The sequence below is a fragment of the Streptomyces hydrogenans genome (assembly GCF_014656075.1).
GTDB lineage: Bacteria > Actinomycetota > Actinomycetes > Streptomycetales > Streptomycetaceae > Streptomyces > Streptomyces hydrogenans.
This window is the reverse complement of sequence record NZ_BNBS01000001.1, coordinates 268284-291027: the sequence shown is the minus strand read 5'-3', so window position 1 is coordinate 291027 and position 22744 is coordinate 268284. Positions and strand designations below refer to the sequence as shown.

The following is a 22744-nucleotide window of genomic DNA, read 5'->3' as shown; positions in this document are numbered from 1 at the left end:
GACGCTCCTACCAGCAATATTCCCCACTGAGGCAACCAAATGAGATGACCTCTTACGCCCGCCGTACCGGATCCGGTTCAGCGCGGAGTACGTGAGGGCCTCCGGGAAGGACTGATAGATGACCTTGTCCTGGTGGTCAGGGCACCGGTCGATGATGGCGATCCGGACCAGGCCTTTCATGAGTAATCGCCCTCGCCGAAGCCGAGCCACATGTCGCCGGCGTCCTTCCGGCGCAGCGCCAGGCCACCGTCTGGGGCATCCGGCGGCCCGGTCTCGACGAGGGTCCAGCCCGAAGACGAATCGGGGCCCTCCCCGTCCTTCCACAGCAGTCGGACGATGCTCTTCAGCTCGCCCTTGTAGCTGGTGCCGACGGCGACGACTGTCCCCGAACTCCCCTCCTCCTGAACCTGGTTCGGGGGCAGCTCGACCTTGTCTCCGATCTGGAGAGGCAGTTCGCCGGCCGTCGGGTCGAACCACCAGGCGTATGAGTACAGCCTCTGGGCGTTCAGGATGCGCACCTGCACTCGCTGCTCGACCCTCATATCGCGCGCACCTCCCGGATCTCCCATCCGGACCAGCGGCCATTCACGAGGAATTTGCCTGTGGTCGTCCAGGCCGTGGTGGTGTACGCGAAACCGATGTCCACGCGGGTGTGGATGTATCCACGGGCCACTGCCGCATCGTCGGTGCTCGCAACGGGACGCCCCTGGTTCTGGACGACAAAGACGGTTGCGGCGGACTTCTGTTCTCGGCGGCGCTTCGAGCGCCAGATGTGGCTCACTGGTAGAACTCCTTCCAGTCGACCCCCAACTCCTCCGCCGCCCTGACGATCTTCGGGATCTTCGGGGTGTTCTTGCCGTTCAGCCAGTAGTAGACGGCCATGTGCGAGACACCTATCCGGGCCGCGAGAGCCTTGTACTTGAGGCCCTTCTCTTCCAACGTCATGGCGAATTTGACCCGGTTGAAGTCGTGATCCTGGACGACGTCTTCGCCCTCGATCAGGTCGTTGAAGGCGCAGTCGAGGACGCTGGCGAGGGACTCGATGTGCCTGACCTGCGGTCGCCGCTGCCCCCACGCCCAGCGGCGTACCGAGTCGACAGTGACGCCCGCTCGCTCAGCCACCTGGCGTGCGTCGAGCCCGGTCTGGTCCATATGGATGCGCAGCTTCGTGCCGGAGAAGCGCTGGGACGGCCCGTCGAGTTCGACGAGGCGCCGGCACGGATCGCACATCGGGATGTCCTCCCGGATGTGGATCCGGTATCCCTCGTCGCTGCCGCAGGCCCCAGTCCACTCAGGGATGGCCTCCGGGTCGTCGATGGTGTCGTCGTCCCACGCCGTCGGAGGCGCAAGAGTCTTCGCCCAGGCTTTGCACCGGAGGATGTCCGCCGGTGTGACGCCGTAGTCGACGGGGTCGGCGTCGTGCAGCTTCTCGTACGCCGCCGTGATCCGCTGGGTCATCTCGTAGTGGGTGACCTTGCCGTGCCCGAGGGAGAGAGCCCTGAGGCGGGTCTCGGAGGCGTGGGTCAGGACTGCCAGGGTGCGCAGGGGAAACCCGATGGCTCGCAGGGCCGCGACGCGCCGGCCGACTCCGACGGCGCTGCCGACGGAACCCCGAAGGTCCGGCAGCTCCGGGCGCACCGCCATGAGCTTGTCGTAGTTCCTGCGGGTGATGCCCCCGCCGTCCCGTACCCGGCTGATCGAGGTCGCCGCGACGCCTGACACGGTGGCGATCTGCCGGTCCGACATCCGGATCTCGCGGCCGAGGAAGAGGATGCGAGCCTGTGCCTGCTCCCTCTCCGTCTCGGTGCACCGGGCCGGCTTGCCGATGTCCCTCATGTACTGCCACTGCTTGCGGCGGCGGGGATCGTTGACACCCGTCATCGGTCGCCCCTCTCGTACAAATGAGAAATAAGCCAGACGATCCCGGCTCCGAATACCACCTGGCCGGCGCGGTGGTGCAGTGGCGAATGCTGTATGCCCAGCGTCGTTCGCATGAAGTAGGAGAACGGGGCCTTGGGGTTGCGCCCCTTGAGTGCGGCATATTCGGCCGCCGTGAAGTACGCGATCCACCCGGCCCAGATCATGCGCCAGCGGCGGTCACTCATCTCCTCGAATCGCATCAGCGATCACCTCTTCGTACGTGACCGGCTCCGCCTCCGGGCCAGGCTGCACCGCCGGAGGCATGAGGCTGCCGTAGCAGCGGTTCTTGTTGAACCCCGAGATCATTCGTTCGTGAGCGAGCATCTGGCGGGTCTCAAGGTCGACGCCCACGATGAATGCGCAGAACTGGCAGTAACCCCATGCGGAGGGGTCGTTGAAAGCCACTGTCATTGCGGCACGTATCCGTTCCGCCGATGGATGAGGACCGCCCGGCATGGGGTGCAGATCCGCAGGTCGGCGGCCCGCTCCTCCTCTTCCTGGCTACCCGTTCCGTGCCACAGGCCCGGATACGCGGTGCGCCCGCACAGGGCCTCCGTCTCCACATGGTTGGGAGAGTGGAAGAAGTCGAGGTAGTGGGCGACGGTGCCGCCCTCGGTGAAGACGCGGGTGACGTCGTCATTCATCGCGCTTCTCCTCCATCTCGATGGCCTTGTTGATGTAGTTGCGGGCCTTTATCAGGTCGTCCAGGTAGGGCGCGATGTCCTTCTTCCCCGCGCGGAGCAGGTACTTGACGGCGAAGGCGAGGTACGTGTTCTTGTCGAGCCCGAACGCATCGAAGACGTCCCACGGCTGTATGCCGTTCTCGGTGGCGTAGTGACTGGGCGGCGGGTCGTAGGCCGGTACCACCTGGTCGGCAGCATTGACCGCCCAGCACTTCGGCTCGATGTCGCAGAAGCCGTTGTAGTCGTGGACACCGTCGTGGGACAGGCCGCCCTCACGGGCGGTCCGGCCGGTGCCGATCATCTTGGCGGGCATCAGCTGACCTCCTCGTCGTAGACGTCCCAGGCGTCGTCAAGGCCGGCGGCCTGGACGCGGGCGAAGATGTACGGGCCCGCCCAGCGGGCGAGCGTCTGACCTGCGGCGTATCCGAGCACGCACCAGAAGAAGAACCGGATCACCGGACGTGCCTCCAGGTCTTGCGGTGGATGGCGTAGCCGATGGTCGAGCACGACTCGATACCGAGGTCGACGAAGGTCGTCAGCCAGATCGACTCGATGCTCTCCCCGGCTGCGTGCCGCTCTCGCATCTCCCGGACGTCGTCCTCGGTCAGCTTCGCCTTGTGGTGGCTCTCGCCCTGCTTGGCGGCCATGGCGCCCTCCTACGGGCAGGGGAAGGGGGCGCCGTAGTGCTCGACGCCGTCGATGATCGTCAGGGTCATGCAGCCACGCCGGCCCCGGACGACGGTGGCGCCGTCACCACCGGTCGGCGTGACCGTCGCGGGAGCAGTAGGGGTGGGGGGCGTCGCACTCGTGCTCGGCTTCGGGGAAGGCGATGTCGGTGACACCGTCGGGGGCGGTGACGAGAAGCGCGTCGGTGACGGCTTCGGCGCGGGCGGCGTCGTAGCAGTCCTTGTGGGGGCCGCCGCAGAGGGCCGGTGTGTGACAGCAGGGCGGGGCTTCGTGGTCGGCGAGGCGGGGCGGTGTGACGTAGCAGCCGGCCCGCGGGTTGGCGCACGGTGTGAGCTGTGTGCACTCGCCGCAGCCTTCGGGGGCCGTGTCGGGGTAGGTGACACGGCCGGTGCCGTCGCACTGCTGGCAGTCGGCGGCGAAGAAGGTGAAGTCGGTGTGGCAGACACAGGGACAGTCGACGGTGGCGATGACGAGTCTCCGATCGGGACCATCGACGCCCCCATGCCGAGGCCGCCGAGGATGAGGACGACGGCGCCGCCCAGATACCAGGGGGCTCGCCGCGGGGGGCGCCGATGTCGGGTCATCCGATGGCGTCCTCGACGGTGCTGAAGGCGTTGTCGGAGGCGTCCTTGAGGGCGCGGGCCAGGGCAAGGCTGGTACCGAGGCCGGAATCCCGGCGGTCTCCCTTGCGGCGCCTCGCCCGGCCGACACCGACGGGCCTGGTCCAGAGCTGCACGTCGGCGGTGTCGTAGACCTCGACGACGGTCCTGGTGCCGTCGGCGACGACGCGGAGGGTGTAGGTCAGCTCGTTGCTGCCCAGCTCGCCCGGTCGGACGTACGGGTCCTTGTTCGCTGCCATGGTGGCTCCTACTTGATCTGGGTGTTGCCGACGCCGGATTCGCGGCGGCTGCTTCTGGACCAGGTCCCGCAGCCCCGGCACTGGTACCGCTGGAAGCGGCCCATGCTCGTGAGCGCGTAGCCCTGGCGCATGAGGTCGACGCCGCCGCAGTTCGGGCAGCAGTCGGGCTCGCCGGTGTAGAGACCGACGTGCGGGTGGTTCTTGATCCAGGGGCGGACCTTCTCGTAGAGGTCTTCAAGGAGGGTCACGTCCCGGCGGTTGTAGCGGCCCATCTCGGCCCACGCCTTCGGGTCGCTGGCCAGGCAGCGGATCCACAGGTCATGGCCGGAGTGTTTGACCTTGCTCTCCAGGCCCAACCGGTCTGTGATGTAGGCCAGCTTGTTGGAGGGGAACCCGAAGTTCTTCCGCATCACCTTCAAGAGGTCGATGCTCTGGTACGGGGCCGGAGGGCTTAGGCCGGCGATGAGGAACTCGCTGTTCAACCTGGGCAGATCGAAGCGGTCACCGTTGTAGTGCATGACGACGTCGGCTTCGGAGAGCAGCCCGTGTGCCGCGTGGAACATGACCTCCGGGCCGTGCTCGAACTCGCTGTAGAAGCGGACCTTCTTCTCGTGCATCCACTTCGCTGCGAAGCACATGGTTCGGGGATGCTCGATGATCTGGTTGATCGCGACGGTCTGTTTGAACAGACCCCACGCGTGGGCGACCACCGGACTCGTCTCGATGTCGAGGCTGAGGATCCGTGGACCTATGAAGTTGTTTGGCATTGCTATCCGTTCGGCATCTCCTGGCAGAACTCGGCCAGCTCTTCGCAGAACACGCAAGGTTGGTTCGAGGTACAGCGCCACCACGAGTAGCTGCTCTTCGCAGCGCGACACGCACGTACGAGGACCACGACGTGGATCTCCTTGGCGGTCAAGCGGCCGTCGCGCTTGATGGCCCGGCGCCGCTCGAAGTCGAGGACGGAGACCTCGTCACCCGGCAGCCACAGGGTCTGTATCGGTCGGGCCATGGCGGGTGCACGCCTCCTTCACCCCTCGCAGGCCGCAGTGGCACGCGGGTCCTATCGCGTTCTCCTCGGCCCACTTGCCGGGGTACCAGTCGACCAGTGACTCGCGGATGCGGGCGATCATCGCCGCCTCGGCCTCCGCCTTCAGCTCGCCGGCGGTCTTACGCTTCGGAGGCATCGAGTTCTACGAACTTGCTGGCCCAAGCCGGTGAGCTGGGACCCGAGGTGCGCGCCTTCCGCTCGACGCACGAAGGCGGTGGGATCGACGACGTGGACCAGAAGTGGGAGTGCCACCCCCCGCACTTCGCGCAACGGACCATGCGGATGGTCATCTTCGGTTTCACAGGTTCCTCTCTTGGCAGATCCGGCAGTTCCGGGTGTGGTCCTCCCAGGTGAGTGGGGCCGGCGGTTCAGACGGCGTCTCCACCGGCTCGTAGCCCTGCGAGAGGATGACCATCACCTCGTCATCGCCCGGCTTACGCTTCGGCAGCTCTCCTCCGCTCGGGTAGTGGCTCGGCAGGAGGTAGAGGGTGACGCCGACGATGACAATGACGACGGTCAGGGCGATGACGGTGTTCACGACCTGGCTCCTTGCAGTCGGTAGGCGGAGCGGATGGTGGCGAGCGCCTGACGTTCACCGCCGTCGAGGCCGCACTCCATGGCGGCTGGCACGAGGAGTTCGATGCACTTCTCCTCGGTGGCTCCGTCCTCGCACATGGAACGAGCCGCCCACAGAAGGCAGTTGTTCCGATTCCCCTCCTGTGCGAGGCGGACGGACTCGACCAGGCCGCCGTAGGCGGTGTGGCCGGGCTGGGAGAACAGCGGCTTCACCGGTTTCGGCTTCGGCTTCTCCCGGCACAGCTCGATGAGCCACGGTGGGGCGTCGGCGATGGGGAGGTCGTTCTCGGCGACGTACGAGCCCTTCGCCGTTATCGACCCGGCGGCGAGGACGTACCCGCCCTTCGAGCCCCCGTTGCAGCGAATATCCAGCAGGCCAGGGACAGGCGACGCCTGAGACGCCTGAACCCCCGCGGGCCATCGGTAGTACAGATGCAGGCCGAGGGAGGCCGTACAGACCCGATACGTCCGCTCGAATCTCGCGTAGTCGTCACCGTAACGACTGCACATCTCGCGCAGAACATCAGAGCCGTCAACGAGGGGCCCAAGCGTTTCATGCAGGTACCCCCAAGGGGTGTCACGGAGCAGGCCCTGCTTCTTGGGTATGTCGCAGTCGACGACGAGGATCCCGGACGGCTTGCAGGCGACGCCGATGTTGGCGTCGGGGGAGTACGTCCACCACTGGGTGATCTTCGTGATGTCGGTGGTGGCGATGTCACCCCACTTGACCTTGTAGGGCTTGCCGCGCTGGATCAGGTGCGGCCACTTCTCGATCAGCTCGCCCGGCTTCTCCGGGTTCTCGGTGCCGGCCGGGTTGCACGGGAAGACCGCGAACCCCTGGGAGGCCGCCCGCGCGGCGTATCCGAGCAGCGACATCAGTCGTCCCCGCCGTCCGCGAACGACATCCCCGCTGGCCCGTACAGCAGCCAGTTGGCCAGGTCGAGGACGCTGGACGGCAGGATGATGACGACCTCGTCCTCGATGCCCGTGCCCCACTTGGCCTCATGCAGGAGCTTCTCTGCGGCCTTCCACGCGTCGAGGCGGTCGAGCGTCGAAGCGGTGACGGGATCCGGCACCAGCGTCTCAAGCTGCTTCGGCGGGTCTGTCTTCTTCCGCTTCTGCTTCTTCTTCCGCTTCGAGGACTTCTCGACTACGCGCTTCTCTTCCTCGTCCATACGGATCCATTCAGTTGTAGGTACGACGCAGGCGATCAATGCAGGGCGAAACCGAGAACCCCCAGCCCATCTCTTAGTAGGGCTTTGTGTACCTGCGCCGGACCGCTCAAGGTGCCGGTCACGGATCTACGGGGTCGGGACTCCCTCCCCTACCGGCACTAGGACGTCTCCCAGCTCATAATTTCCACCGGATCCCACTCGGCGACCGACCCCCTTGCCTGGGTAGTGGTCGGCTGCGGTTCGGCTCCACGCCGGGGCTGCCCCTTTACGGGGGGCATCCCCACCAGGCACCGCGTCTTGGGCCGGCGGCAGTCCTACCGTCGTCCGAGGATCTTCCGGAGCGCCAGCTCGGCGGCGACGCCCAGCTCGCGCGTCTCCTCGTCGGTCAGCTCCAGCTCGGGAGCCACCGGGATCCGGATGTAGATCGTCGGAGACGAGGACGGCTCGCGGGGGCCGACGACGGCCTCACTCACCGGTGTCCTCGGCGGCGACGTCGTCGGTGTCGAGGCCGAGGCCGTCGAGGTCGGCCTGGAGGGCGGCGAGGGCGTCTTCGTACTCGGCCTCGGCGGCGGCGAGGGCGGCGGCGACGGCCTGCACCCTCGCGGCGTCACGGCGGGCCTTCTCCAGCTTGGCCTTGGCGCGCTGCACCCGGGACACCGGGTTGGGCTTCGGCCCCTTGCGCTTCGGGGCCGGCGCCTCGGTCTCGGGGGTCTCGACGGTCTCGCTCACGGGTGCCTCCACGGGGGTGTCGTTCTTCGGCTTGCGGGCTCGGGACGCCGCCTTCTTGGCGGGCGCCTTGCGGGTCGCAGCGGGCATGGGGTCCTTACTTGTTCGTGACGGTGAACGGGGCGGCGACGCCGAGGCAGGTGAAGCCCGCGGGCATGGAGCCGTTCCGGTCGACGTTCCAGTTGTTGACGACTTCGAGGCAGTACCGGGTGAGGGCCTCCGGGGTCAGCGACCCTTCGGCCTTGCGGATCTTGGCGGTCTCGCCATCGATCCGGGCCCGCTCACGCTCGGCCTTCGCGCGCTCGATGTTGTTGTTCGCGGTGACGATCTTGTCGAGCGACTCCTGCGACCGCTGGTCGAGGGAGATCCCCTTGACGCTGATCGAATCGATGATCACGCCGTCATCGGCCAGGGACTCGGCCAGGTCGTCCTGGATCTGGTCGGCGATCTTCCGCAGGTTCTCGCCGGCCCTCGCCTCGTTCGGGGTGTACTGCGACAGCACCACCCGCACCGAGTCCTTCGCCGCGGAGTTCACCAGCTTCGTCTTCACCGACTCGAAGGTCCGGTACTTCTTCCACAGCTCCTCGGCCCCGTCGGCGTCGATACGCCAGCGGGGAGTGGCGTTCACCCCGCCGCCACCGCCGCCCTTGAACGTCACCGGAACGGCCTCCTGGCCGTCCAGGTCGAGGTACTGCACCTGCGTGGAGAACTCCTCCACATTCGACCAGGGGGCGACGAACTGGAGGCCGTTGGACAGCGTGGCGCTGTACTTCCCGAAGGCGGTCTGGATACCGACGGAGCGGGCGCCGACGGTCGTGATCGACATGCCGACGGAGACGATGACCAGGACCGTGACCAGGCCGACCGAGGCCCACTTCAGCCCCGGAATCGGATCGCCGTCGAAGTCCTTCACCCCCTTGTAGGCGACGAAGGCGGCGACAGCGGCCAGGAGGAGGAGGCCGGCGATGACGAGGTAGACCATGGGGTCTCCTTGGAGGGCGCGGGTCGGATGTCGGTGCTACTGGTACTGGGGGAAGGCCTGGGCGAAGTCGGGGAACGCCTTGCCGATCATCACGGCCGTCCCGTTGTCGGGAACGGCCGCCGCGTTGACGCCGTGCGCCGCCAGGAACTGGGCGAGCTGCGGGTCAACCTGCGCACCACCAGGGGCAGGGGGCGCCGGTGCAGCCGGGGCCGCCGGAGCAGGCGCAGGCGGCGGGGGCTGCATCTGCACCGGGAGCGGTGCGCCCTGGGGCTGCCACTGCTGCTGGGGGGGTGCACCAGGCGGGGTCGCAGGTGCAGACGGCTGTCCCTGCCACTGAGCAGGAGCCGCACCAACACCCGGCGCCGGGCTCGTGCTCTGCATCGGGTTCGCCGCCGGCTTGAACAGCCCCTGCACGTACTGCTGGTGCACCGGGCCGGCCATCGCCGCGTCCTGATCGGTGAACTGGTTCAGGACCCACGGCGTCCGGCCTCCCTGGGTGCTGATCTGATCGAGCCGGCCGAGCACCTGGCCACCGATGTCGTTGCGGACGGAGTTGGCCAGATTGCCGAAGAGCCTGGCGCCGATGAAGCTCAGCGGCTTCCCGTCGGGGCCGGGCCGGTCGACGACGATGACATCGACGTCAGCGGCACTGGAGGGGCCGTTCTTCGTCGATACCTCCGGCTGGTACTGCTTCGGGTACACCAGGAGGAGAGCCCCGCGGTGGTCGGCGGCGTTGAAGGTGTCGCCGCCGCTACCCCCCGACGAGGGCTGAGAGAACTGCTGCTGGGGCGGGTAGGTCACTATCCCTCATTCAGTTGTGTGTTCAGTTGTTGTCGTGCTCTAACTGTGCGCGTGGAGGATTCCGTAGAACCCTTCCTGGACCGGCGGGTGGTTGTCGAAGAACTCGAACCGGCGGGCGAGGAATCCCGGCCAGTAGACCTGGGGGAGACTGACCCCGAACCATGAGGTGAACTCGTCGTGACCCCAGGAGAGCAGCCCCCACTGCATCCCCCGGTAAGAGGGGTCGTTGACACGGGGAGAGTTGATCGGCTTCGGCTTGAGGGAATCGATCATCGCCTACCGTCGCATCCTTGAGTGATGTTGCGGGCGTTCGGGAGGTAGAACTTGCAGAAGCGGCAGTCGTCGGCGACCTCGTAGTCGGCGCCGATCCGGGCCTTGATCTGGAGGAGCTGGCGCTCGTCGCTGCCGGTCTCGGCCAGCTTCTGTTCGACCTCTTCGCCGATCCTTTCCACGCGCTCGAACGCCTGCTGGACGATGGCCGGGTTGTAGGGCTCGGTCCAGACGTAGAGGTCGTCGAGGGTGGATTCGTCGCGGGGCCAGGAGATGATCGCAACGTGCTCGATCTTCTCGCCGCGCTGCCGGGCACCGTAGGCATACACGTGAGCCTGTACGCGGTAAGTCTGCGATGGCCCACGCGACTTGAGCTTGTTCCGGCTCCACCGGCCCTGGCATTTGTGATCATCCAGCATGAACAGGGTGCGGTCGATCAGGTCCGCGGTGCCCTTCGGTACGTACTTGCTGTCGAATTCAAGCCTTGTCTCAGTGGCGAAACGTCCAGTTCCGTGGTTTGCCCACATGAACATCTGCTCAAGACCCGCATGAATGCAGGTGCCGACGAAGGCGGCCCATCCATCCCCACCGGGGTTGACTGGCGGCATCCGCATGAGAGACAGCGCCAGTCGACGGTCACAGGGGGTCCCCATCTCACTCGGGCCCATAGTGGTCTGAGCGCTACGGTTGTCCTCCGATCTTCGGTTGTCGAAGGCGTAGAACATCTCCTTCAGCCGGGCTGTCAGGTCCCGGCCGAGGTCCGACATGGGCGCCGCGGGTTGCTCCGACAAGCGCCCGGAGGCCGGCTGGCTGAAGAGCGGGCCCTGCTCGATGGCGTCGTCGAGTGGCGGCGCCGGCTGGCTAAAAAGCGGAGGCTGCTCCACTTCCTCCGCGCGCGGCTGGGAGAAGGGGGTGACCAGGCGGGCCTCTACCCGCTGTCGCTCCCGCTCTCCTGCCTCGGTGACCAGCTCATCTAGCCTCTCCGCGTACTCCTCGACGCCGGGAAGTGCAGAGTCCGCAGGGGCAGTCGTCGAGGCAGCGTCCGCCGCTTCCGGAGGCGAAGATGAAGAGGCCGTCGAAGAGATCGCATGCTCGGCACGCTCCTTCGCATCGTCCGGCGGTGACTCCGCAGACGGGGCAATCGGGGAGGTCGCAAGTGTTGAAGACGATTCGCTCAGGCATTCCTCCTCCTGGGGTATGACGGTGCCCCCGAAGTCGCAGGGGGTCCTCGACGCGGGCATCAGGTGCTGGCGGTACTTGCCGCTGCCGGTGGGCGCGAGGCTCTTCCCGCATTCCTTGCTGGGGCAGGTGATGCGGTCACTCATCGGCGTACCACCCGGTCCAGCCCTCACGCATTGCCCGGCATGGCGGGAACCTCAGGTATGCAATACACCGGCGGAAGAACGCCAGCTTGTCCCGAGCGTGACCGAGAAGCGTGTTGCATGTTCGGCAAAGCAGACCTCGCACTTCCCCGGTTGCGTGGTCGTGATCGACGCTGAGCCGTCGAGATGCACCTGTAGCACGTCGACACAAAGCGCACAGGCCGCCTTGGAATGTGTAGAGTCGGGCATATTCGCCTGCCTCCAGCCCGTACGTATTCTGTACGCGCTTTTCATGGTTAGCTGCCTTGACGGCCTTCTTTTTTTCGCGCCAATGGGTGGCGCAGCGAGGACCGGGGTAAGGGGCGGGGCGTGGCTTGGTTTTCAAGGTCCACGCCAGAGACCCCGCCGGGAAGCACTCCTTGCACAGCTTCGTGAGTTCGGTCATGAAGGCCTATTCAGTTGTTAGGTCTTCCAGCTTCTCTTCCAATTCGACTATGCGAACCGCGAGCTTTCGGACCTGTAGAGGATGGCGGCGAGGGTTCAGAGCAACGAGGGCGCGCATGGCTTCGTCGAGCTGGGCCTCGATGCCAGCCACATCGGCTTGCCATTCAGCGTGCTCTGCGGCGATACGCTCTCGCTCTTCGGCTCTCCCCTTGGCCTCGCGGGCGGCGGATCGCATGTCGAATCCGGACTGCCGGGACTCGTGGCGATATCGGGCCGCGGGGCCGCTTTCACTGGACATCCCTGAAAGGCGGCGGATCTTGGCCTTGGAATTCTCCAGGGTCCGGGTGTTGCGGGGAGTGCAGGGAAGGTGGACATCCTGCCCGGTGGCGACATGGCGAAGAATCCAGTGATTCTTACTGTCAGTCTCGCCCTGGAGAGCCCATCCGAGAGGCTCCGCCCATTCCACTACTTCCCGGACTTCCTTCTTCAGCTTCCGGTATATGGGGCGTGACATTCTCGTCTCTCCTCTGCCCGCACAGACAGCACCAGTCCCTACGAATCCACTTCATAGGGACTGTGAAAGTGCTGGAGTACCAGAGGTGCCTATTCGGGGCGCACCGCGACGTAGCCATCGGAAACACGCCGATGCTGACAGGTGCAGGTAAGAGGTGCCGTGCAGTGCGGCTTCTTCTTCCGGGTGTGCTTGATCCGCGCAGCGCCCGTTCCGGGGAACTGCCGCGCCAGATCCGCCAGCTCCTTGCAGCCCTCGCACATCACTTGCCGCTCACCTGCCTCCGCGCACGTACCCGCGCCAGGCGGGCCTGCCGTTCCTCCGGGGGCTCCGGCCAGGTGGTGGTGTTCATCAGTGATCACTCCCCTGGAGGCGGTTCTCCGGGCCGACGAGGGCGGGGTTGGTGGCGACGACGGTCCAGCCGTCGCCGGCCATGGCGGGGAAGTGCTTGCGCCAGTGATGGCCGCAGAACTCCAGCGCCGACACGTTGATGTACGGCTGCGCGTAGCCCTCCGGCTGCTCCAGGCGCTCCCGCTCGACGCGGTAGACGGCAGCGGCACCGCAGGCGTCGCACCTGTCCGTGGCGTTGAGGTTGTCCCAGGACGTTCGAGCTGCCGACGGATGCCTCATCTTCGCCGCCTCCACGGAGGCTCGCAGGATCGGTTCCATGTCGCCGCGCGGGTCCGCCGGCCATGTGCCGGTCATGACACGTGCTTCCAGGTCTCGCGCCGGACGATCATGTTCATCGCCGTCCAGGAGACCGCGTACTTCTTGGCGAGCGCCGCGACGGTGTACCTCCCGGCGTCGTAGTACTTCCGGGCCTGGCGGACCTTGGCGGTGGTCATCTTCGCGGCGTGGTGCTTGGCGCCCTGCTGTGCGGACATGGTCGTACGTCCCTTCGATGGGGGTGGGGTGTGGAGTGCGCCGCCCCGGATTCGAACCGGGAATCCACTGCTTTTGAGGCAGCGAGGTATGCCAGTTCCCTTCAGCAGCGCTTGGGCGCCCTCCGGCCGGCCCCATCCCAGAAACCGGCCGGAGGGCTGCGCTCGACCCCCGCCCAAGCCCAGTGGTAACTACGCCTGGGCCCGTCACGGGCAGGGGGAGCGGACCCCGCTCGACGCTGCGTGAGATCAGCGGAGCGGGGGGATTGGTGGAGGGCCCGGGATTCGATCCCAGCCGCACGGGTGGCGTTCGCGCGGGCCCCCCGCACCCGCCCCCCGCTAAGGGGGCGGTCCCGTGCAAGTGGGGCCACGGCCCTCAGAGTGTCCAGCTCGTTCCCTCGGAGACGTCGGTGTGTCTGAGGTGAGGACCGTGGAGTCTTCAGTGGCGGGCTTCGCCGAACTCGTGATGACCGTGGGGCGCGTACTCCCGCTCCTCATCGGAGGCCGGGGGCGCCGGGAAGGACGTGTGGCGGACGTGCTCACGGATCTCCGCCCAGGCCGTTTCGAACTCCTCGTCGGTCATCATGGCTGATCATCTCTAATCTAGAGTTAAGGGGGCGACCCCGGCTATCACCATCCGAGGCCGCCCGTGTATTTGAGTGAGCGGGATTTGAACCCGCAATCTACTGTTCCTAAGACAGTTGGGCTGCCAGTTGCCCTATCACTGGGTTCCACTCAGGTCTCCTGCACGGTTGGGCGAGTTTCAGATTCAAGACCGAGCGCTGTTGCCTTTACAGCCATCGCGGCCCGAGTGCCGCGAGCCAGAATCGAACTGGCATCTCTCGGTTACTTTCCTCGCCGGAGGGATCAGGAGAACGGCGGATTTGCTGAAACTGGAGCGAGAATCTGAGTCTGAATCACAAGGCTGCCTCTACCAGTTGGGCTACCCGGGCGCGGAATGCCCGGGGCAGGGAGCGAACCTGCACTGTCACCTTGCATCGTGAGTCTGAAACTCAACTTCAGTCTTCGGCCCCACCAAAGGGGCCACCCGGGCGCTCAACCCGGGAGTCTGTTATCGAAGGAGGTACTGGAAAACGGCCTCTCCCACGTGCACCTGGTTCACCTCGGTGCTGTTGGCCTCTTCCCGCGCCTTCTTCACGGCGTCCGACAGGGCGTCGACACGGGCGGCGAGCACGTCGCGGCGGGCCGGGGACAGGGCGCCGGAGAACTTCGTCGTCGCCCAGTGGCCGACCATCTCGTCGACCATGTAGACCTCGGTCTGGGCGGGGTGCCTCTCGGTCGCCTCGTACTTGACGAGCGTCCTGGGCACCTTCCGCGTCCGCGTCGTCTGGACGGGCTCCGTACGGTGACCGCCGGAGGTGTCGTCGGGACTCCAGGACTCGGACGGGTCGAGCGTCGGGACCTTGCTGATGACCGTGCGGATATCGGCCAGCTGCTTCTCCAGGAAGAGCAGCAGCGGCACCGACGCGCCAGGGACGACGACGGTGCCGTCCACGACCACGTCGGCGGTTGCGTGCCGGTTCCCCTCCTCCTTCGTCGCCACGGTGTCGAACAGCTGCGTCAGCTCGCTGGCCGCGGTACGCAGAGACTCGTCCACGTTCTTCTGGACGAGGGTCGACTCCGGCGGGAACTTCTCGCCGTCGTCGTCGATCGGGGTGTACTTGCGGCTCAGGCCGGCGAACAGGGCGGGCTTCTGGAGGTCGTGGTAGATCTTGGTCACCGCCGTTGCCGTCCGAGACTTCAGGCCCTTCTCGACTGCGACGATCTGGTTCAACTTGGGCATCGCGGGATCCTCTCGGGGGTGGGGCGTAGGATGCGAGCCTGAAAACCCGCAGGTCAACGATGCTGGGTACATTTGCCGATGAAGGGGCTCACCGACCGGATGCTCCGCTGGCAGACGGACCGCCTCGGTGAACTGGCGGTCGAGGACGACGGCCACACCGTGAGAGTCCGGCCCGAACTGGTCGTGGAGATCGCCTACGACGGCCTCCAGCGCTCCACCCGGTACCCCGCCGGCATCACGCTCCGCTTCGCCCGGGTCCTGCGCCACCGCCCAGACAAGCCCGCCGCCGAGGCCGACACCGTGGACACCCTCCTGGCCACGGGTTGAGGACGGCCGGCGGGGCGCCACGTCGACGTCCCGGCGGGTGAGGGGGATGCTGGAAGGGCGGCACCGGGCCGCGAGGAGATGAGGGACGTGTACGACTTGAACATCGACACCGACGTCAACGTTCAGCTGAGCGACTGCCGCCAGGAGGACGCCCGCGCCGTCTTCGGGGTCCTCGACCACTACTACGTGCTGGAGGACGTGGAAGCTCCCGCCCCGGCGGGTACGGCGCCCGTCACCACCGTGTGGATGGCGACCTTCGACACCTCGGGCGGCCGACGCGAGGAGGTGTCTCCCCCCGCGCTCTCCGGCAAGGTCGTCGCGACGCTGACCGGCGGCTACCACGCAGTCGGTGAGGTCGAGAAGGTGCTCGCCGCGGGCTTCGACATCGAGTCGATCCAGGCGGTCTCGGGCGACCAGGAGACCGAGGCGCGGTTGCTCCTCGCACCCCGCTGAGCCGGGGCGGCCTCACCGGACACCCCGGGCGGAGCGGACGGGCCCCGCCCGGGGTTCCGTCGTGCCCGGAGCGGGGAGGGAGGGTCCCGCGCGGGCCCTCTCGAACGGAAGGGGAGACCCCCCTTCCGACCTCGGTATACACCGTGTGTAGAGTTCACGGCGGCCTTCGAGCCTCCATGCCCTGACCAGGCATGGAGGCGGCCGCGTCACACACGAAACCGGGGAAAGCGGGTACCGCCATGTTCCGATCCAGGCCGCGCCGTCACGGTGGGAGGACCGCCGCCGTGCTCACCGCCGCCACACTCGTGCTCACCCTCGGCGGCTGCGGCGTGGACCCGCTCACGCCACAGGCGGCGCGGGCCGAGGCGGGCGACGACGGCAAGGCCGGCGCGGAGTCCCGCCGGGTCGACTGCGCCCGGGTGAAGTGCATCGCGCTCACCTTCGACGCCGGGCCGGGCAAGGACACCCCGCACCTCCTGGACGTCCTGAAGGAGAAGCGGGTCCCCGCGACCTTCTTCCTCCTCGGTCACAAGCACGTCGACCGCTATCCCCAGGTCGTCCGGCGCATCGCGGACGAGGGGCACGAGCTGGCCAACCACACCTGGTCGCACCGCATCCTCACCGATCTCGACGAGGGCGAGGTCCGCGAGGAGCTCTCCCGCACCCAGGACGCGATAGAGGGGATCACCGGACGCAAGCCCGTCCTCATGCGCCCGCCGCAGGGCCGCACCGACTCCACGGTCAGCGACGTCAGCCGCGAACTCGGCCTCGCCCAGGTCCTCTGGAGCATCACCGCCAAGGACTACTCCACCACCGACTCCGCGCTGATAGAGGAACGCGTCCTCACCCAGGCGCACCGCGACGGCATCATCCTGCTCCACGACATATACGACGGCACCGTCCCCGCCGTCCCCGGGATCATCGACGAGCTCCAGCGGCGCGGCTACACCTTCGTCACCGTCCCCGAGCTCCTCGCCCCCGGCGCCGCCCGCGCCGGGGCCGTCTACCGCCCCGAGAAGGACTGACCGCCACCCCGTCCCGGCCCGACCGTGACGGGTGAGCCGACTCACACCCTTCACCCCGGACCGTCCGGAACATTCGGTAATGGTTCACCGTTCTCCCTTATGTGACGGCGAAGGGGCCCGGTCCCCAAGGTCCCCCCCCAGAGGTGACCGCCCTTCGCCCGTCACGGTGAGCGGCCCCGGCTGGAATCCCCCGTCCAGCCGGGGCTCCGCCATGTCCGGGGCGGCTCGCGCACGGCGCCCGAGGGGCGCGCACCCCGGCGCGTTCGACCCGTTCGAGTGAGCTCGCGCATGAGTGCCGTCGTCACGGGCAGTGATCGTTCGGGTCGGTCGACGATCATGCTCCGGCCCTCCGACCAGGCACCACGCCATCGCGCACCGGGGGACCCATGTCGCTCTCCACCGCACCGCTCGCCCGCCGGGTCCTGCCGGCCGCCGTCGCCCTGGCCCTGCTCACCGGCTGCGCCTCCATCCGCTCCGACCTGCCCGGACCACCCGCCGTACCGACGGCGCGCGCCGCCCAGGACGCCCTCCTCAGGACGGCGGAGCGTCGCCTCGTCGACGACTGCCTCACCGGCCGAGGCGTCCGGGCCACCGCCGAACCGCGGGCCCCCGCCGAGGACCGGGCCCTGCAGGCCGCCCTGTTCGGGACCGGCCCGCGCGAACTCTCCGTGACACTCGCCACCGGCGCCACCGTCACCGCCCACAGCGACGGCTGCCTCGCCGCCGCCCGCGACCGGCTCTACGGCGACCAGCGAAGCTGGTTCCGGGTCCAGGTCGTCGTCGACAACCTCCGCGCCGAGGCCCAGGCCCGCTACCGCGACGACCCCGCCCACCGCGCCGCCCTCGCCCGGTGGACCACCTGCGTCGCACCGCCAGGCCGCCCCCGTCCCGAGCACCCCGACCCCGGGGAGGCCGCCCGCTGCGCGCGGGAGACCGGTCTCGACGAGACGCGCGCCCGGCTGGAGCGCGCCGAGCTGACCGAGGTGCGCGCCCTGCACCACGAGGAGCTCGCCACCTACCGGCAGTTGCGCGACCGCGCGCTGCGGCGGGCGGTCCTGCTGCCCGCACCCACCCCACCACCGAAAGGCAACGCCCCCTCGTGAAGCGACTTCTGGCCACCACGGCCGCCGCCCTGCTCACCCTCACCACCGGCCTCGCCGTCGCCGGGTCCGCCACCGCCGCCGACTGCCCCTCCGGACACTTCTGCGTCTGGCAGGAGGCGAACTTCGGCGGACAGCGGGCCAACTGGAGCGGTGACGACGGCTGGTGGGAGAGCTGGATCTCCGACACCGACTCCTCGTGGGCCAACCACGGCATCTCGGGTCCCGGCATCAAGGACCACGTCCGGGTCTACGAGAGCGCCTGGCAGGGCGGCAGCATGACCGTCTGTCTCGCCCCGGGACAGGAGGTGGGGTACAACGGCGCGGCCAACGACCGCGGCGACTCCCACATCTGGGCGACCGGCTGCTGACCCCGGGCCCGGCGCACCCGTCACGGGGTGCGCCGGGCTCCCGGGTGCCGCAGTGCCGAGGCGAGCATCAGGCCGGCGCCCCGGACCACGCTGGTCGCCGGGTCGTTGGCCAGTCGGACCCGGCCGCGCAGCACCTGCGCGAGCCGCGCGGTCACGTCGAGCCGGAGCGCGCCGCCGCCGGTCACCAGGACCCCGCGGCGCAGCGCCCCGCGCACCGCGCCGGTGCCGTCCTCGCGCCACAGGTCGGCCACCATGTCCGCGGCCGTGCCCACCACGGCGTCCGGCGCCCCGTCGTGCGCCGGCAGGTCGTCCATGCCGAGCTCCGCGAGCCGCGCGTCCTGCACCTGCCCGTCCACGACGAGCGTGACCTCGGTCAGCCGGGCTCCCAGGTCGACCACGAGCAGCGGACCGCCGCCCGACGGCGCCGCGTAGGCGGCCGCGGCGCGGGCGCTGTCGACGGCGATCACCCGGACCGGGCCGAGCCCGGCCACCACCCGGCGGGCGGCCTCGCGCTCCGCCGGGGCGGCGAGCACCGGATGGGTCAGCATCACGACGGTGTCGTGGCCCTCCGCGCCCGGCGCGGAAGCGGCGAGCCGCTTGAGGAGCAGCAGCTGGGAGGAGTCGTCCGGCATCCGGCCGCGCCGGACCGCCGTGCTCGGCACGTCCGCGAAGACACCGGCGCCCGGCGCCCAGGCCCGTGTCCGTGAGCTGCCGATGTCGAGGGCGATCCCCCGTACCGGCCGCCGCGCGTCGAGGTGGGTGCCACCCGCTCCGTACGATCCCATCGCTTCCGTCCATTCCCTGTCGGCCCACTGATTACGAGGCCGATCCGCGCCCACACTATGCAGGATCCGCAGCGGGAACGCCATGGTGCTTGGGGATCGAAGGATCATGGTCGGTCCGGGGCGCCGACTCCCGCGCCCCGGACCGACCGTCCGCGGCCCGGGTCAGGCGGCGGTGCCCAGCCAGAGGTCGGGGCCGAAGACCTCGTAGTGGACGTCCGCCGGGGCGACGCCGGAGGCGACGAGGTCGCCGCGGACCGTCCGCAGGAAGGGCAGCGGACCGCAGAGGTACGCGTGGGTGCCGGCCGGCAGTTCCAGGGAGCCGACCTCGGCGAGGCCCTCGCGCGCGCCGGACGCGCCCGGCTCCTCGTACCAGAGGTGCAGGCTCCCCTCCGGCAGCCGGCCGACCAGCTCGCGCAGCTCCTCGGCGTGGGCGTGGGACTCGGGGGAGCGGTCGGCGTGCACGACGACGACCGGGCGCCGGGCGCCGGTGGCGGCCAGGTGGTCGAGCATGGCGAGCATCGGGGTGCTGCCGATGCCGGCCGAGGCGAGCAGCAGCGGCGCCTCGCCCTCGGGCAGCACCAGGTCGCCGAAGGGCGCGGAGACCTCCAGGACGTCACCCGTCGCCGCGTGGGCGTGGAGCTGGTTCGAGACCTCGCCCGCCGGGTCGCCGTCGACCCGCTTGACCGTGATCCGCCAGGCGGGACGGCCGGGGGCGGAGGAGAGGCTGTACTGGCGGATCTGGTGGGCGCCGTCCGGCAGGGCGACGCGCACGCTCACGTACTGGCCGGGCCGGAACGGCGGCAGCGGCGAGCCGTCCGGGGCGGTGAGGACGAGGGAGACGGTGTCCGCGGTCTCCTCGCGCCGCTCGGAGATCCGCACCGCGCGCCAGACGTCGCCGGCCGCGACGCCCGCCTCCTGGTAGAGGCGGTTCTCCAGGGCGATGAGCGCGTTCGCCATCAGCCAGTAGACCTCGTCCCACGCCTGGGCGACCTCGGGGGTGACGGCCTCGCCGAGCACCTCGACGATCGCGGCGAAGAGGTGCTCGTGCACGATCTTGTACTGGTCGGCCGTGACGCCGAGGGAGGCGTGCTTGTGGGCGATGCGCGAGAGCAGCGTGTCCGGACGGGTGTCCGGGTGCTCCAGGAGCGCGACGGCGAAGGCGGCTATGGAGCCGGCCAGCGCCTTGCGCTGGTCGCCGTTGGCCTGGTTGCCCCGGTTGAAGAGGTCGCGCAGCAGCTCGGGGTGGGCGTCGAAGAGCCGCCCGTAGAAGCGCTCGGTGATCTGGTCGAGCGCTCCGCCGACGGCGGGCAGGGTGGCGCGGACGACGGGTACGGCCTGCTCGGACAGCATCGGAACTCTCAATCTGGTAGATGATCTACGTATTTAAAACGAGGTGGAATCCCGGGCGGCGAGGGCCGCCCGGGGTGGTGCGTGCGGGGTCACGACGGAGGGCGCGGGGTGAGCGAGAGCAGCACCGGACCGGTCGGCGACCGTACGAGGTCGGCCACCGTGAGCGGGTCGAGCGCGCGGTAGAAGGCGTCCTGGGCCTCCCGCAGCGCGCCGCGCAGCCGGCAGGCCGCCCGCAGCGGGCACGGCGGATCGGCCTCGCAGCCGACGACCTCCTCCTCGCCCTCCAGTGTCCTGGTCAGCCAGCCCACCGAGGAGCGCCGGCCGAAGTCCGTGAGGGCGAGCCCGCCTCCCCGCCCGCGCCGGGCCTCCACCACGCCGAGGTGCCGGAGTCGGGTGACCACCTTCGCCATGTGGGCGTGCGGCACCGCCATCTCCTCCGCCACCGCTCGCGTGGTGACGGGCTCCTCGTCGTCGGCGACCGCCAGGCGCATCACGGCGCGCAGGGCCAGGTCGGTGAACTTGGTCAACCTCACGAGCCGACCGTATCAAAGAGGTATCCCGGACTCGCATTAAGGGTGCGCAGTCCGGGACACCGGGGCCCGCCGGGCGGGGGGTGGGGCGGGAGCGGGTCAGGCGAGGACCTTGGCCTTCGCCTGCTGGAACTCCTCCTCGGAGATCGCGCCCTTCGTCTTGAGGTCGGCGAGCCGCGCCAGTTCGTCCGAGGCACTCGGGCCGCCCGCCGCGGCCTGGGTGCCCGCCGTCTGCCGGATGTACTCCTGGAAGCGGGCCTCCGCGTCCTTCGCCTGCTTCGCGTCACGCCGGCTCATGCCCTTGCCCCGGGCGATCACGTAGACGAGGACGCCCAGATAGGGGAGCAGGATGCAGAAGATCAGCCACCCCGCCTTGCCCCAGCCGCCCATCTCGTGGTCCCGGAAGATGTCGGAGATCACCTTGAAGAGCAGGAAGAGCCACATGATCCAGAGGAAGAACCACATCATCGTCCAGAAGACGTTCAGGAGGGGGTAGTCGTCCATTCCTGCACACTCCGTTCCCTCGCCGGCCGGGAGGCCGCGCGTTGCAGCGAGTCTCACCCGTCCGGCCCGCCCTCGCATGTCGTGGCCGCGCGGTCGCACTCGGCGTGCGGGCCCGTGGCCTCCGTGGTCGCATGGAGATCCCGTCCGTGGAGGGCGGCCACGGGGGATGACGAGGAGCGGAGTTTCATGGGACCGGTGGAATGCGTGGTGCTCGCCTTTCCGGGCGAGCGGCTCAAGGTGGCGGCCGTCGCCGCGATCGCCGACCTCCGCAAGGAGGGGCAGGTCCGGCTGATCGACTCGCTCGTGGTGGTGAAGTCGCCCTCCGGGGAGGTCTCCAGCTCCGAGCTCATCGAGTACGACGAGTACGACGAGGCCACGGCGGAGATCGGGCCCGAGGCCAACCTGCTCGGCCCCGAGGACGCGGCCGAGGTCGCCCAGTCGCTCGAAGCGGGTTCCTGCGCGCTGATGCTGCTGGTCGAGCACATCTGGGCCGCGCGGGCCGCCGAGGCGATCCGCGAGGCGGGCGGTCGCGTCGCGGCGCGGGTGCCCATCCCCGACGCCCATGTGGAAGAGGCGCGGACCGCCTATCAGGAAGCGGTCGCCGCGGCCGCCGAAAGGAGCTGAGGCCGGATGTTCATGCGACGCCGCCCCCTCGTCCGCCCGGTGGTCCGCCCCGCGGGAGCCCCGCTGCTGCGCGGCGCCCTCGTCGGCGGAGCCACGTACGCGGCGGGCCGCAGCGCGGCCCGGGCCTCCCGACGCGAACAGGACCAGGAACAGGCCATCGCCGACCTCCAGTACCAGCAGCAACAGGAGGCTCAGCAGGCCCAACAGGCGGCCCCCGCCCCGCCGCCCGCGCCCCCGCAGGCCGCACCGGCCGCGCAGCCGGCCGCGCAGGACCCCGGCGGCCTCACGGAGCAGTTGGCCCGGCTGGGTGAGCTGGCCCAGCAGGGAGTGCTCACCCCCGAGGAGTTCGCCGCGGCGAAGGCCCGGCTCCTCGCCGGCTGACACCGGGCCGCCAGGCGTGCCCGGTGCCGGTGGAGCCGGTACGGGGCACGCGGAGCGAAGGGCAGCCGTGCGCGCCCGTTCGCCGAAGACTCTCCGGAGCGGTCAGGCGGTGCGCAGGGCCGCCAGCGCGGCGAGCGCGCGGTCCGCGTGGGCGCTCATCCGCAGCTCGCTGCGGACCACTTCCTTGACCCGCCGGTCCTGCCCGATCACGAACGTGACCCGCTTCGTCGGGGCCAGCGAGAAGCCGCGCCGCACGCCGAAGCGCTCCCGCACGGAGCCCTCGGGGTCGGAGAGCAGCGGATAGCCGAGCGAGTGCCGCTCGGCGAACTCCCGCTGCCGCTCCACCTCGTCGCCGCTGACACCGACGGGCAGCGCGCCGGCCGCGCGGAACTCGGCCGCCAGGTCGCGGAAGTGGCAGGCCTCGGCGGTGCAGCCCGCCGTCATCGCCGCCGGGTAGAAGAAGAGGACGACCGGTCCCTCGGCCAGCAGCCCGGAGAGGGAGCGCGCGGCACCGGTCTCATCCGGAAGGGTGAAGTCCTCGACGAGATCGCCGACGTTCATGGGGTCGCCCCTTCGTCGGGCGCCCCGGTCCCCCGGTGTCC

The 22744-nt window shown here is 69.0% G+C and carries 40 protein-coding genes, 3 tRNA genes and 1 pseudogene; 7 read left to right on the top strand and 37 right to left on the bottom strand.

Features of this window, described 5'->3' with window-relative positions; all coding sequences use genetic code 11:
- The 32 genes from IE321_RS41745 to IE321_RS01285 form a co-directional block, all read right to left on the bottom strand.
- A partial coding sequence (locus IE321_RS41745; RefSeq protein ID WP_229916262.1) for a hypothetical protein occupies nucleotides 1-180 on the bottom strand: 180 nt, incomplete at its 3' end.
- Entirely contained in the window at nucleotides 177-542 is a 366-nt protein-coding gene (locus IE321_RS01435; protein WP_190221410.1) for a hypothetical protein, read from the bottom strand. The genes IE321_RS01435 and IE321_RS41745, both read right to left, overlap by 4 nt.
- Nucleotides 539-781 (bottom strand): hypothetical protein, encoded by a 243-nt coding sequence (locus IE321_RS01430; protein WP_190221409.1) that lies wholly within the window; start codon nucleotides 779-781, stop codon nucleotides 539-541. The genes IE321_RS01435 and IE321_RS01430 overlap by 4 nt, the downstream gene beginning before the upstream one ends.
- Nucleotides 778-1881: a helix-turn-helix transcriptional regulator gene (locus IE321_RS01425; RefSeq protein ID WP_190221408.1), complete on the bottom strand. Its 1104-nt coding sequence runs from the start codon at nucleotides 1879-1881 to the stop codon at nucleotides 778-780. The genes IE321_RS01430 and IE321_RS01425 overlap by 4 nt, the downstream gene beginning before the upstream one ends.
- Nucleotides 1878-2120 (bottom strand): hypothetical protein, encoded by a 243-nt coding sequence (locus IE321_RS01420; RefSeq protein ID WP_190221407.1) that lies wholly within the window; start codon nucleotides 2118-2120, stop codon nucleotides 1878-1880. The genes IE321_RS01425 and IE321_RS01420 overlap by 4 nt, the downstream gene beginning before the upstream one ends.
- Nucleotides 2098-2331, bottom strand: a complete 234-nt coding sequence (locus IE321_RS01415; RefSeq protein WP_190221406.1) for a hypothetical protein — start codon at nucleotides 2329-2331, stop codon at nucleotides 2098-2100. The genes IE321_RS01420 and IE321_RS01415 overlap by 23 nt, the downstream gene beginning before the upstream one ends.
- Nucleotides 2328-2564: a hypothetical protein gene (locus IE321_RS01410; RefSeq protein WP_190221405.1), complete on the bottom strand. Its 237-nt coding sequence runs from the start codon at nucleotides 2562-2564 to the stop codon at nucleotides 2328-2330. The genes IE321_RS01415 and IE321_RS01410 overlap by 4 nt, the downstream gene beginning before the upstream one ends.
- Nucleotides 2557-2916: a DUF3310 domain-containing protein gene (locus tag IE321_RS01405; RefSeq protein WP_190221404.1), complete on the bottom strand. Its 360-nt coding sequence runs from the start codon at nucleotides 2914-2916 to the stop codon at nucleotides 2557-2559. Before IE321_RS01405 ends, IE321_RS01410 begins: the two co-directional genes overlap by 8 nt.
- A complete protein-coding gene (locus IE321_RS01400; RefSeq protein ID WP_190221403.1) occupies nucleotides 2916-3059 on the bottom strand; it encodes a hypothetical protein in 144 nt (47 codons plus the stop codon). Before IE321_RS01400 ends, IE321_RS01405 begins: the two co-directional genes overlap by 1 nt.
- Nucleotides 3056-3250 (bottom strand): helix-turn-helix domain-containing protein, encoded by a 195-nt coding sequence (locus IE321_RS01395; RefSeq protein WP_190221402.1) that lies wholly within the window; start codon nucleotides 3248-3250, stop codon nucleotides 3056-3058. Before IE321_RS01395 ends, IE321_RS01400 begins: the two co-directional genes overlap by 4 nt.
- Nucleotides 3251-3870: 620 nt before the next feature.
- Nucleotides 3871-4149: a dsRBD fold-containing protein gene (locus IE321_RS01390; protein WP_190221401.1), complete on the bottom strand. Its 279-nt coding sequence runs from the start codon at nucleotides 4147-4149 to the stop codon at nucleotides 3871-3873.
- An 8-nt stretch (nucleotides 4150-4157) separates the two neighbouring features.
- A complete protein-coding gene (locus IE321_RS01385) occupies nucleotides 4158-4916 on the bottom strand; it encodes a ribonuclease H-like domain-containing protein (RefSeq protein ID WP_190221400.1) in 759 nt (252 codons plus the stop codon).
- Between the two features lie 2 nt (nucleotides 4917-4918).
- Nucleotides 4919-5161, bottom strand: coding sequence for a hypothetical protein (locus IE321_RS01380; protein WP_190221399.1), 243 nt, complete (start codon nucleotides 5159-5161; stop codon nucleotides 4919-4921).
- Nucleotides 5124-5336 carry a hypothetical protein gene (locus IE321_RS01375; RefSeq protein WP_190221398.1) on the bottom strand — a complete coding sequence of 71 codons (213 nt, stop codon included), beginning with the start codon at nucleotides 5334-5336 and terminating at the stop codon, nucleotides 5124-5126. Before IE321_RS01375 ends, IE321_RS01380 begins: the two co-directional genes overlap by 38 nt.
- 162 nt (nucleotides 5337-5498) lie before the next feature.
- Complete coding sequence (locus tag IE321_RS01370) at nucleotides 5499-5738, bottom strand: hypothetical protein (protein WP_190221397.1); 240 nt, start codon at nucleotides 5736-5738, stop codon at nucleotides 5499-5501.
- Nucleotides 5735-6652, bottom strand: a complete 918-nt coding sequence (locus tag IE321_RS01365; RefSeq protein WP_190221396.1) for a bifunctional DNA primase/polymerase — start codon at nucleotides 6650-6652, stop codon at nucleotides 5735-5737. Before IE321_RS01365 ends, IE321_RS01370 begins: the two co-directional genes overlap by 4 nt.
- Entirely contained in the window at nucleotides 6652-6951 is a 300-nt protein-coding gene (locus IE321_RS01360) for a hypothetical protein (protein WP_190221395.1), read from the bottom strand. Before IE321_RS01360 ends, IE321_RS01365 begins: the two co-directional genes overlap by 1 nt.
- 314 nt (nucleotides 6952-7265) lie before the next feature.
- Nucleotides 7266-7424, bottom strand: a complete 159-nt coding sequence (locus IE321_RS01355) for a hypothetical protein (protein WP_190221394.1) — start codon at nucleotides 7422-7424, stop codon at nucleotides 7266-7268.
- Entirely contained in the window at nucleotides 7417-7767 is a 351-nt protein-coding gene (locus IE321_RS01350) for a hypothetical protein (RefSeq protein WP_190221393.1), read from the bottom strand. Before IE321_RS01350 ends, IE321_RS01355 begins: the two co-directional genes overlap by 8 nt.
- A gap of 7 nt (nucleotides 7768-7774) precedes the next feature.
- Nucleotides 7775-8659, bottom strand: a complete 885-nt coding sequence (locus tag IE321_RS01345; RefSeq protein ID WP_190221392.1) for an SPFH domain-containing protein — start codon at nucleotides 8657-8659, stop codon at nucleotides 7775-7777.
- A 36-nt stretch (nucleotides 8660-8695) separates the two neighbouring features.
- Nucleotides 8696-9460, bottom strand: coding sequence for a hypothetical protein (locus IE321_RS01340; protein WP_190221391.1), 765 nt, complete (start codon nucleotides 9458-9460; stop codon nucleotides 8696-8698).
- A 39-nt stretch (nucleotides 9461-9499) separates the two neighbouring features.
- The gene (locus IE321_RS01335) at nucleotides 9500-9733 is read right to left on the bottom strand and encodes a hypothetical protein (protein ID WP_190221390.1); all 234 of its coding nucleotides are present in this window, start codon (nucleotides 9731-9733) and stop codon (nucleotides 9500-9502) included.
- Nucleotides 9730-11055: a hypothetical protein gene (locus IE321_RS01330; RefSeq protein WP_190221389.1), complete on the bottom strand. Its 1326-nt coding sequence runs from the start codon at nucleotides 11053-11055 to the stop codon at nucleotides 9730-9732. The genes IE321_RS01335 and IE321_RS01330 overlap by 4 nt, the downstream gene beginning before the upstream one ends.
- Entirely contained in the window at nucleotides 11048-11497 is a 450-nt protein-coding gene (locus IE321_RS01325) for an endonuclease VII domain-containing protein (protein ID WP_190221388.1), read from the bottom strand. The genes IE321_RS01330 and IE321_RS01325 overlap by 8 nt, the downstream gene beginning before the upstream one ends.
- Nucleotides 11498-11503: 6 nt before the next feature.
- Nucleotides 11504-12010 carry a hypothetical protein gene (locus IE321_RS01320; protein WP_190221387.1) on the bottom strand — a complete coding sequence of 169 codons (507 nt, stop codon included), beginning with the start codon at nucleotides 12008-12010 and terminating at the stop codon, nucleotides 11504-11506.
- Between the two features lie 348 nt (nucleotides 12011-12358).
- The gene (locus tag IE321_RS01315; RefSeq protein WP_226652494.1) at nucleotides 12359-12712 is read right to left on the bottom strand and encodes a DUF7455 domain-containing protein; all 354 of its coding nucleotides are present in this window, start codon (nucleotides 12710-12712) and stop codon (nucleotides 12359-12361) included.
- On the bottom strand, nucleotides 12709-12891 hold the full coding sequence (locus tag IE321_RS01310; RefSeq protein ID WP_190221386.1) for a hypothetical protein: 183 nt from the start codon (nucleotides 12889-12891) through the stop codon (nucleotides 12709-12711). Before IE321_RS01310 ends, IE321_RS01315 begins: the two co-directional genes overlap by 4 nt.
- 36 nt (nucleotides 12892-12927) lie before the next feature.
- Nucleotides 12928-13002 (bottom strand) — tRNA-Leu (locus IE321_RS01305).
- Nucleotides 13003-13327: 325 nt separating this feature from the next.
- The gene (locus tag IE321_RS01300) at nucleotides 13328-13474 is read right to left on the bottom strand and encodes a hypothetical protein (RefSeq protein WP_190221385.1); all 147 of its coding nucleotides are present in this window, start codon (nucleotides 13472-13474) and stop codon (nucleotides 13328-13330) included.
- A 69-nt stretch (nucleotides 13475-13543) separates the two neighbouring features.
- A tRNA-Leu gene (locus IE321_RS01295) sits at nucleotides 13544-13614 on the bottom strand.
- Between the two features lie 233 nt (nucleotides 13615-13847).
- Nucleotides 13848-13942, bottom strand: a tRNA-Phe gene (locus IE321_RS01290).
- A gap of 18 nt (nucleotides 13943-13960) precedes the next feature.
- On the bottom strand, nucleotides 13961-14692 hold the full coding sequence (locus IE321_RS01285) for a DUF7873 family protein (RefSeq protein ID WP_190221384.1): 732 nt from the start codon (nucleotides 14690-14692) through the stop codon (nucleotides 13961-13963).
- 81 nt (nucleotides 14693-14773) lie between these two features.
- Between IE321_RS01285 and IE321_RS01280 the strand changes: the two are divergent.
- The 5 genes and pseudogenes from IE321_RS01280 to IE321_RS01260 form a co-directional block, all read left to right on the top strand.
- Nucleotides 14774-15019 (top strand): annotated as a pseudogene (locus tag IE321_RS01280) (ATP dependent DNA ligase); the annotation flags it as partial.
- A gap of 78 nt (nucleotides 15020-15097) precedes the next feature.
- Nucleotides 15098-15472, top strand: a complete 375-nt coding sequence (locus IE321_RS01275) for a hypothetical protein (protein ID WP_043232237.1) — start codon at nucleotides 15098-15100, stop codon at nucleotides 15470-15472.
- Nucleotides 15473-15711: 239 nt separating this feature from the next.
- The gene (locus tag IE321_RS01270; protein WP_190221383.1) at nucleotides 15712-16497 is read left to right on the top strand and encodes a polysaccharide deacetylase family protein; all 786 of its coding nucleotides are present in this window, start codon (nucleotides 15712-15714) and stop codon (nucleotides 16495-16497) included.
- Nucleotides 16498-16883: 386 nt separating this feature from the next.
- A complete protein-coding gene (locus tag IE321_RS01265) occupies nucleotides 16884-17600 on the top strand; it encodes a hypothetical protein (protein WP_190221382.1) in 717 nt (238 codons plus the stop codon).
- Nucleotides 17597-17968, top strand: coding sequence for a peptidase inhibitor family I36 protein (locus IE321_RS01260; RefSeq protein WP_043232232.1), 372 nt, complete (start codon nucleotides 17597-17599; stop codon nucleotides 17966-17968). The genes IE321_RS01265 and IE321_RS01260 overlap by 4 nt, the downstream gene beginning before the upstream one ends.
- 20 nt (nucleotides 17969-17988) lie before the next feature.
- On the opposite strand, the gene IE321_RS01255 is transcribed toward IE321_RS01260, so the two are convergent.
- The 4 genes from IE321_RS01255 to IE321_RS01240 form a co-directional block, all read right to left on the bottom strand.
- Entirely contained in the window at nucleotides 17989-18753 is a 765-nt protein-coding gene (locus IE321_RS01255; RefSeq protein WP_051842964.1) for a rod shape-determining protein, read from the bottom strand.
- 162 nt (nucleotides 18754-18915) lie between these two features.
- The gene (locus tag IE321_RS01250; RefSeq protein WP_190221381.1) at nucleotides 18916-20103 is read right to left on the bottom strand and encodes a globin domain-containing protein; all 1188 of its coding nucleotides are present in this window, start codon (nucleotides 20101-20103) and stop codon (nucleotides 18916-18918) included.
- A gap of 89 nt (nucleotides 20104-20192) precedes the next feature.
- On the bottom strand, nucleotides 20193-20636 hold the full coding sequence (locus tag IE321_RS01245; protein WP_190221380.1) for an RrF2 family transcriptional regulator: 444 nt from the start codon (nucleotides 20634-20636) through the stop codon (nucleotides 20193-20195).
- A gap of 96 nt (nucleotides 20637-20732) precedes the next feature.
- Nucleotides 20733-21137: an SHOCT domain-containing protein gene (locus tag IE321_RS01240; protein WP_190221379.1), complete on the bottom strand. Its 405-nt coding sequence runs from the start codon at nucleotides 21135-21137 to the stop codon at nucleotides 20733-20735.
- Between the two features lie 186 nt (nucleotides 21138-21323).
- On the opposite strand from IE321_RS01240, the gene IE321_RS01235 reads away from it, so the two are divergent.
- Together IE321_RS01235 and IE321_RS01230 are read left to right on the top strand one after the other, a co-directional pair.
- Nucleotides 21324-21761, top strand: a complete 438-nt coding sequence (locus IE321_RS01235; RefSeq protein ID WP_190221378.1) for a DUF6325 family protein — start codon at nucleotides 21324-21326, stop codon at nucleotides 21759-21761.
- 6 nt (nucleotides 21762-21767) lie between these two features.
- A complete protein-coding gene (locus IE321_RS01230; protein ID WP_226652493.1) occupies nucleotides 21768-22142 on the top strand; it encodes an SHOCT domain-containing protein in 375 nt (124 codons plus the stop codon).
- 102 nt (nucleotides 22143-22244) lie between these two features.
- Here the strand turns inward: IE321_RS01230 and IE321_RS01225 are convergent, their stop codons facing one another.
- On the bottom strand, nucleotides 22245-22703 hold the full coding sequence (locus IE321_RS01225) for a peroxiredoxin (protein ID WP_190221377.1): 459 nt from the start codon (nucleotides 22701-22703) through the stop codon (nucleotides 22245-22247).
- Between the last annotated feature and the right edge of the window lie 41 nt (nucleotides 22704-22744).

Coding starts and splice junctions, on each gene's coding strand:
- IE321_RS01395 (WP_190221402.1), bottom strand. CDS start 3,250: ATGGCCGCCAAGCAGGGCGAGAGCCACCACAAGGCGAAGCTGACCGAG.
- IE321_RS01230 (WP_226652493.1), top strand. CDS start 21,768: ATGTTCATGCGACGCCGCCCCCTCGTCCGCCCGGTGGTCCGCCCCGCG.
- IE321_RS01405 (WP_190221404.1), bottom strand. CDS start 2,916: ATGCCCGCCAAGATGATCGGCACCGGCCGGACCGCCCGTGAGGGCGGC.
- IE321_RS01250 (WP_190221381.1), bottom strand. CDS start 20,103: ATGCTGTCCGAGCAGGCCGTACCCGTCGTCCGCGCCACCCTGCCCGCC.
- IE321_RS01255 (WP_051842964.1), bottom strand. CDS start 18,753: ATGGGATCGTACGGAGCGGGTGGCACCCACCTCGACGCGCGGCGGCCG.
- IE321_RS01360 (WP_190221395.1), bottom strand. CDS start 6,951: ATGGACGAGGAAGAGAAGCGCGTAGTCGAGAAGTCCTCGAAGCGGAAG.
- IE321_RS01385 (WP_190221400.1), bottom strand. CDS start 4,916: ATGCCAAACAACTTCATAGGTCCACGGATCCTCAGCCTCGACATCGAG.
- IE321_RS01235 (WP_190221378.1), top strand. CDS start 21,324: ATGGGACCGGTGGAATGCGTGGTGCTCGCCTTTCCGGGCGAGCGGCTC.
- IE321_RS01425 (WP_190221408.1), bottom strand. CDS start 1,881: ATGACGGGTGTCAACGATCCCCGCCGCCGCAAGCAGTGGCAGTACATG.
- IE321_RS01325 (WP_190221388.1), bottom strand. CDS start 11,497: ATGACCGAACTCACGAAGCTGTGCAAGGAGTGCTTCCCGGCGGGGTCT.
- IE321_RS01365 (WP_190221396.1), bottom strand. CDS start 6,652: ATGTCGCTGCTCGGATACGCCGCGCGGGCGGCCTCCCAGGGGTTCGCG.
- IE321_RS01315 (WP_226652494.1), bottom strand. CDS start 12,712: ATGACCGGCACATGGCCGGCGGACCCGCGCGGCGACATGGAACCGATC.
- IE321_RS01275 (WP_043232237.1), top strand. CDS start 15,098: ATGAGGGACGTGTACGACTTGAACATCGACACCGACGTCAACGTTCAG.
- IE321_RS01300 (WP_190221385.1), bottom strand. CDS start 13,474: ATGATGACCGACGAGGAGTTCGAAACGGCCTGGGCGGAGATCCGTGAG.
- IE321_RS01225 (WP_190221377.1), bottom strand. CDS start 22,703: ATGAACGTCGGCGATCTCGTCGAGGACTTCACCCTTCCGGATGAGACC.
- IE321_RS01375 (WP_190221398.1), bottom strand. CDS start 5,336: ATGCCTCCGAAGCGTAAGACCGCCGGCGAGCTGAAGGCGGAGGCCGAG.
- IE321_RS01415 (WP_190221406.1), bottom strand. CDS start 2,331: ATGACAGTGGCTTTCAACGACCCCTCCGCATGGGGTTACTGCCAGTTC.
- IE321_RS01310 (WP_190221386.1), bottom strand. CDS start 12,891: ATGTCCGCACAGCAGGGCGCCAAGCACCACGCCGCGAAGATGACCACC.
- IE321_RS01270 (WP_190221383.1), top strand. CDS start 15,712: ATGTTCCGATCCAGGCCGCGCCGTCACGGTGGGAGGACCGCCGCCGTG.
- IE321_RS01350 (WP_190221393.1), bottom strand. CDS start 7,767: ATGCCCGCTGCGACCCGCAAGGCGCCCGCCAAGAAGGCGGCGTCCCGA.
- IE321_RS01285 (WP_190221384.1), bottom strand. CDS start 14,692: ATGCCCAAGTTGAACCAGATCGTCGCAGTCGAGAAGGGCCTGAAGTCT.
- IE321_RS01420 (WP_190221407.1), bottom strand. CDS start 2,120: ATGCGATTCGAGGAGATGAGTGACCGCCGCTGGCGCATGATCTGGGCC.
- IE321_RS01380 (WP_190221399.1), bottom strand. CDS start 5,161: ATGGCCCGACCGATACAGACCCTGTGGCTGCCGGGTGACGAGGTCTCC.
- IE321_RS01345 (WP_190221392.1), bottom strand. CDS start 8,659: ATGGTCTACCTCGTCATCGCCGGCCTCCTCCTCCTGGCCGCTGTCGCC.
- IE321_RS01320 (WP_190221387.1), bottom strand. CDS start 12,010: ATGTCACGCCCCATATACCGGAAGCTGAAGAAGGAAGTCCGGGAAGTA.
- IE321_RS01240 (WP_190221379.1), bottom strand. CDS start 21,137: ATGGACGACTACCCCCTCCTGAACGTCTTCTGGACGATGATGTGGTTC.
- IE321_RS01335 (WP_190221390.1), bottom strand. CDS start 9,733: ATGATCGATTCCCTCAAGCCGAAGCCGATCAACTCTCCCCGTGTCAAC.
- IE321_RS01435 (WP_190221410.1), bottom strand. CDS start 542: ATGAGGGTCGAGCAGCGAGTGCAGGTGCGCATCCTGAACGCCCAGAGG.
- IE321_RS01330 (WP_190221389.1), bottom strand. CDS start 11,055: ATGAGTGACCGCATCACCTGCCCCAGCAAGGAATGCGGGAAGAGCCTC.
- IE321_RS01390 (WP_190221401.1), bottom strand. CDS start 4,149: ATGGCAGCGAACAAGGACCCGTACGTCCGACCGGGCGAGCTGGGCAGC.
- IE321_RS01410 (WP_190221405.1), bottom strand. CDS start 2,564: ATGAATGACGACGTCACCCGCGTCTTCACCGAGGGCGGCACCGTCGCC.
- IE321_RS01265 (WP_190221382.1), top strand. CDS start 16,884: ATGTCGCTCTCCACCGCACCGCTCGCCCGCCGGGTCCTGCCGGCCGCC.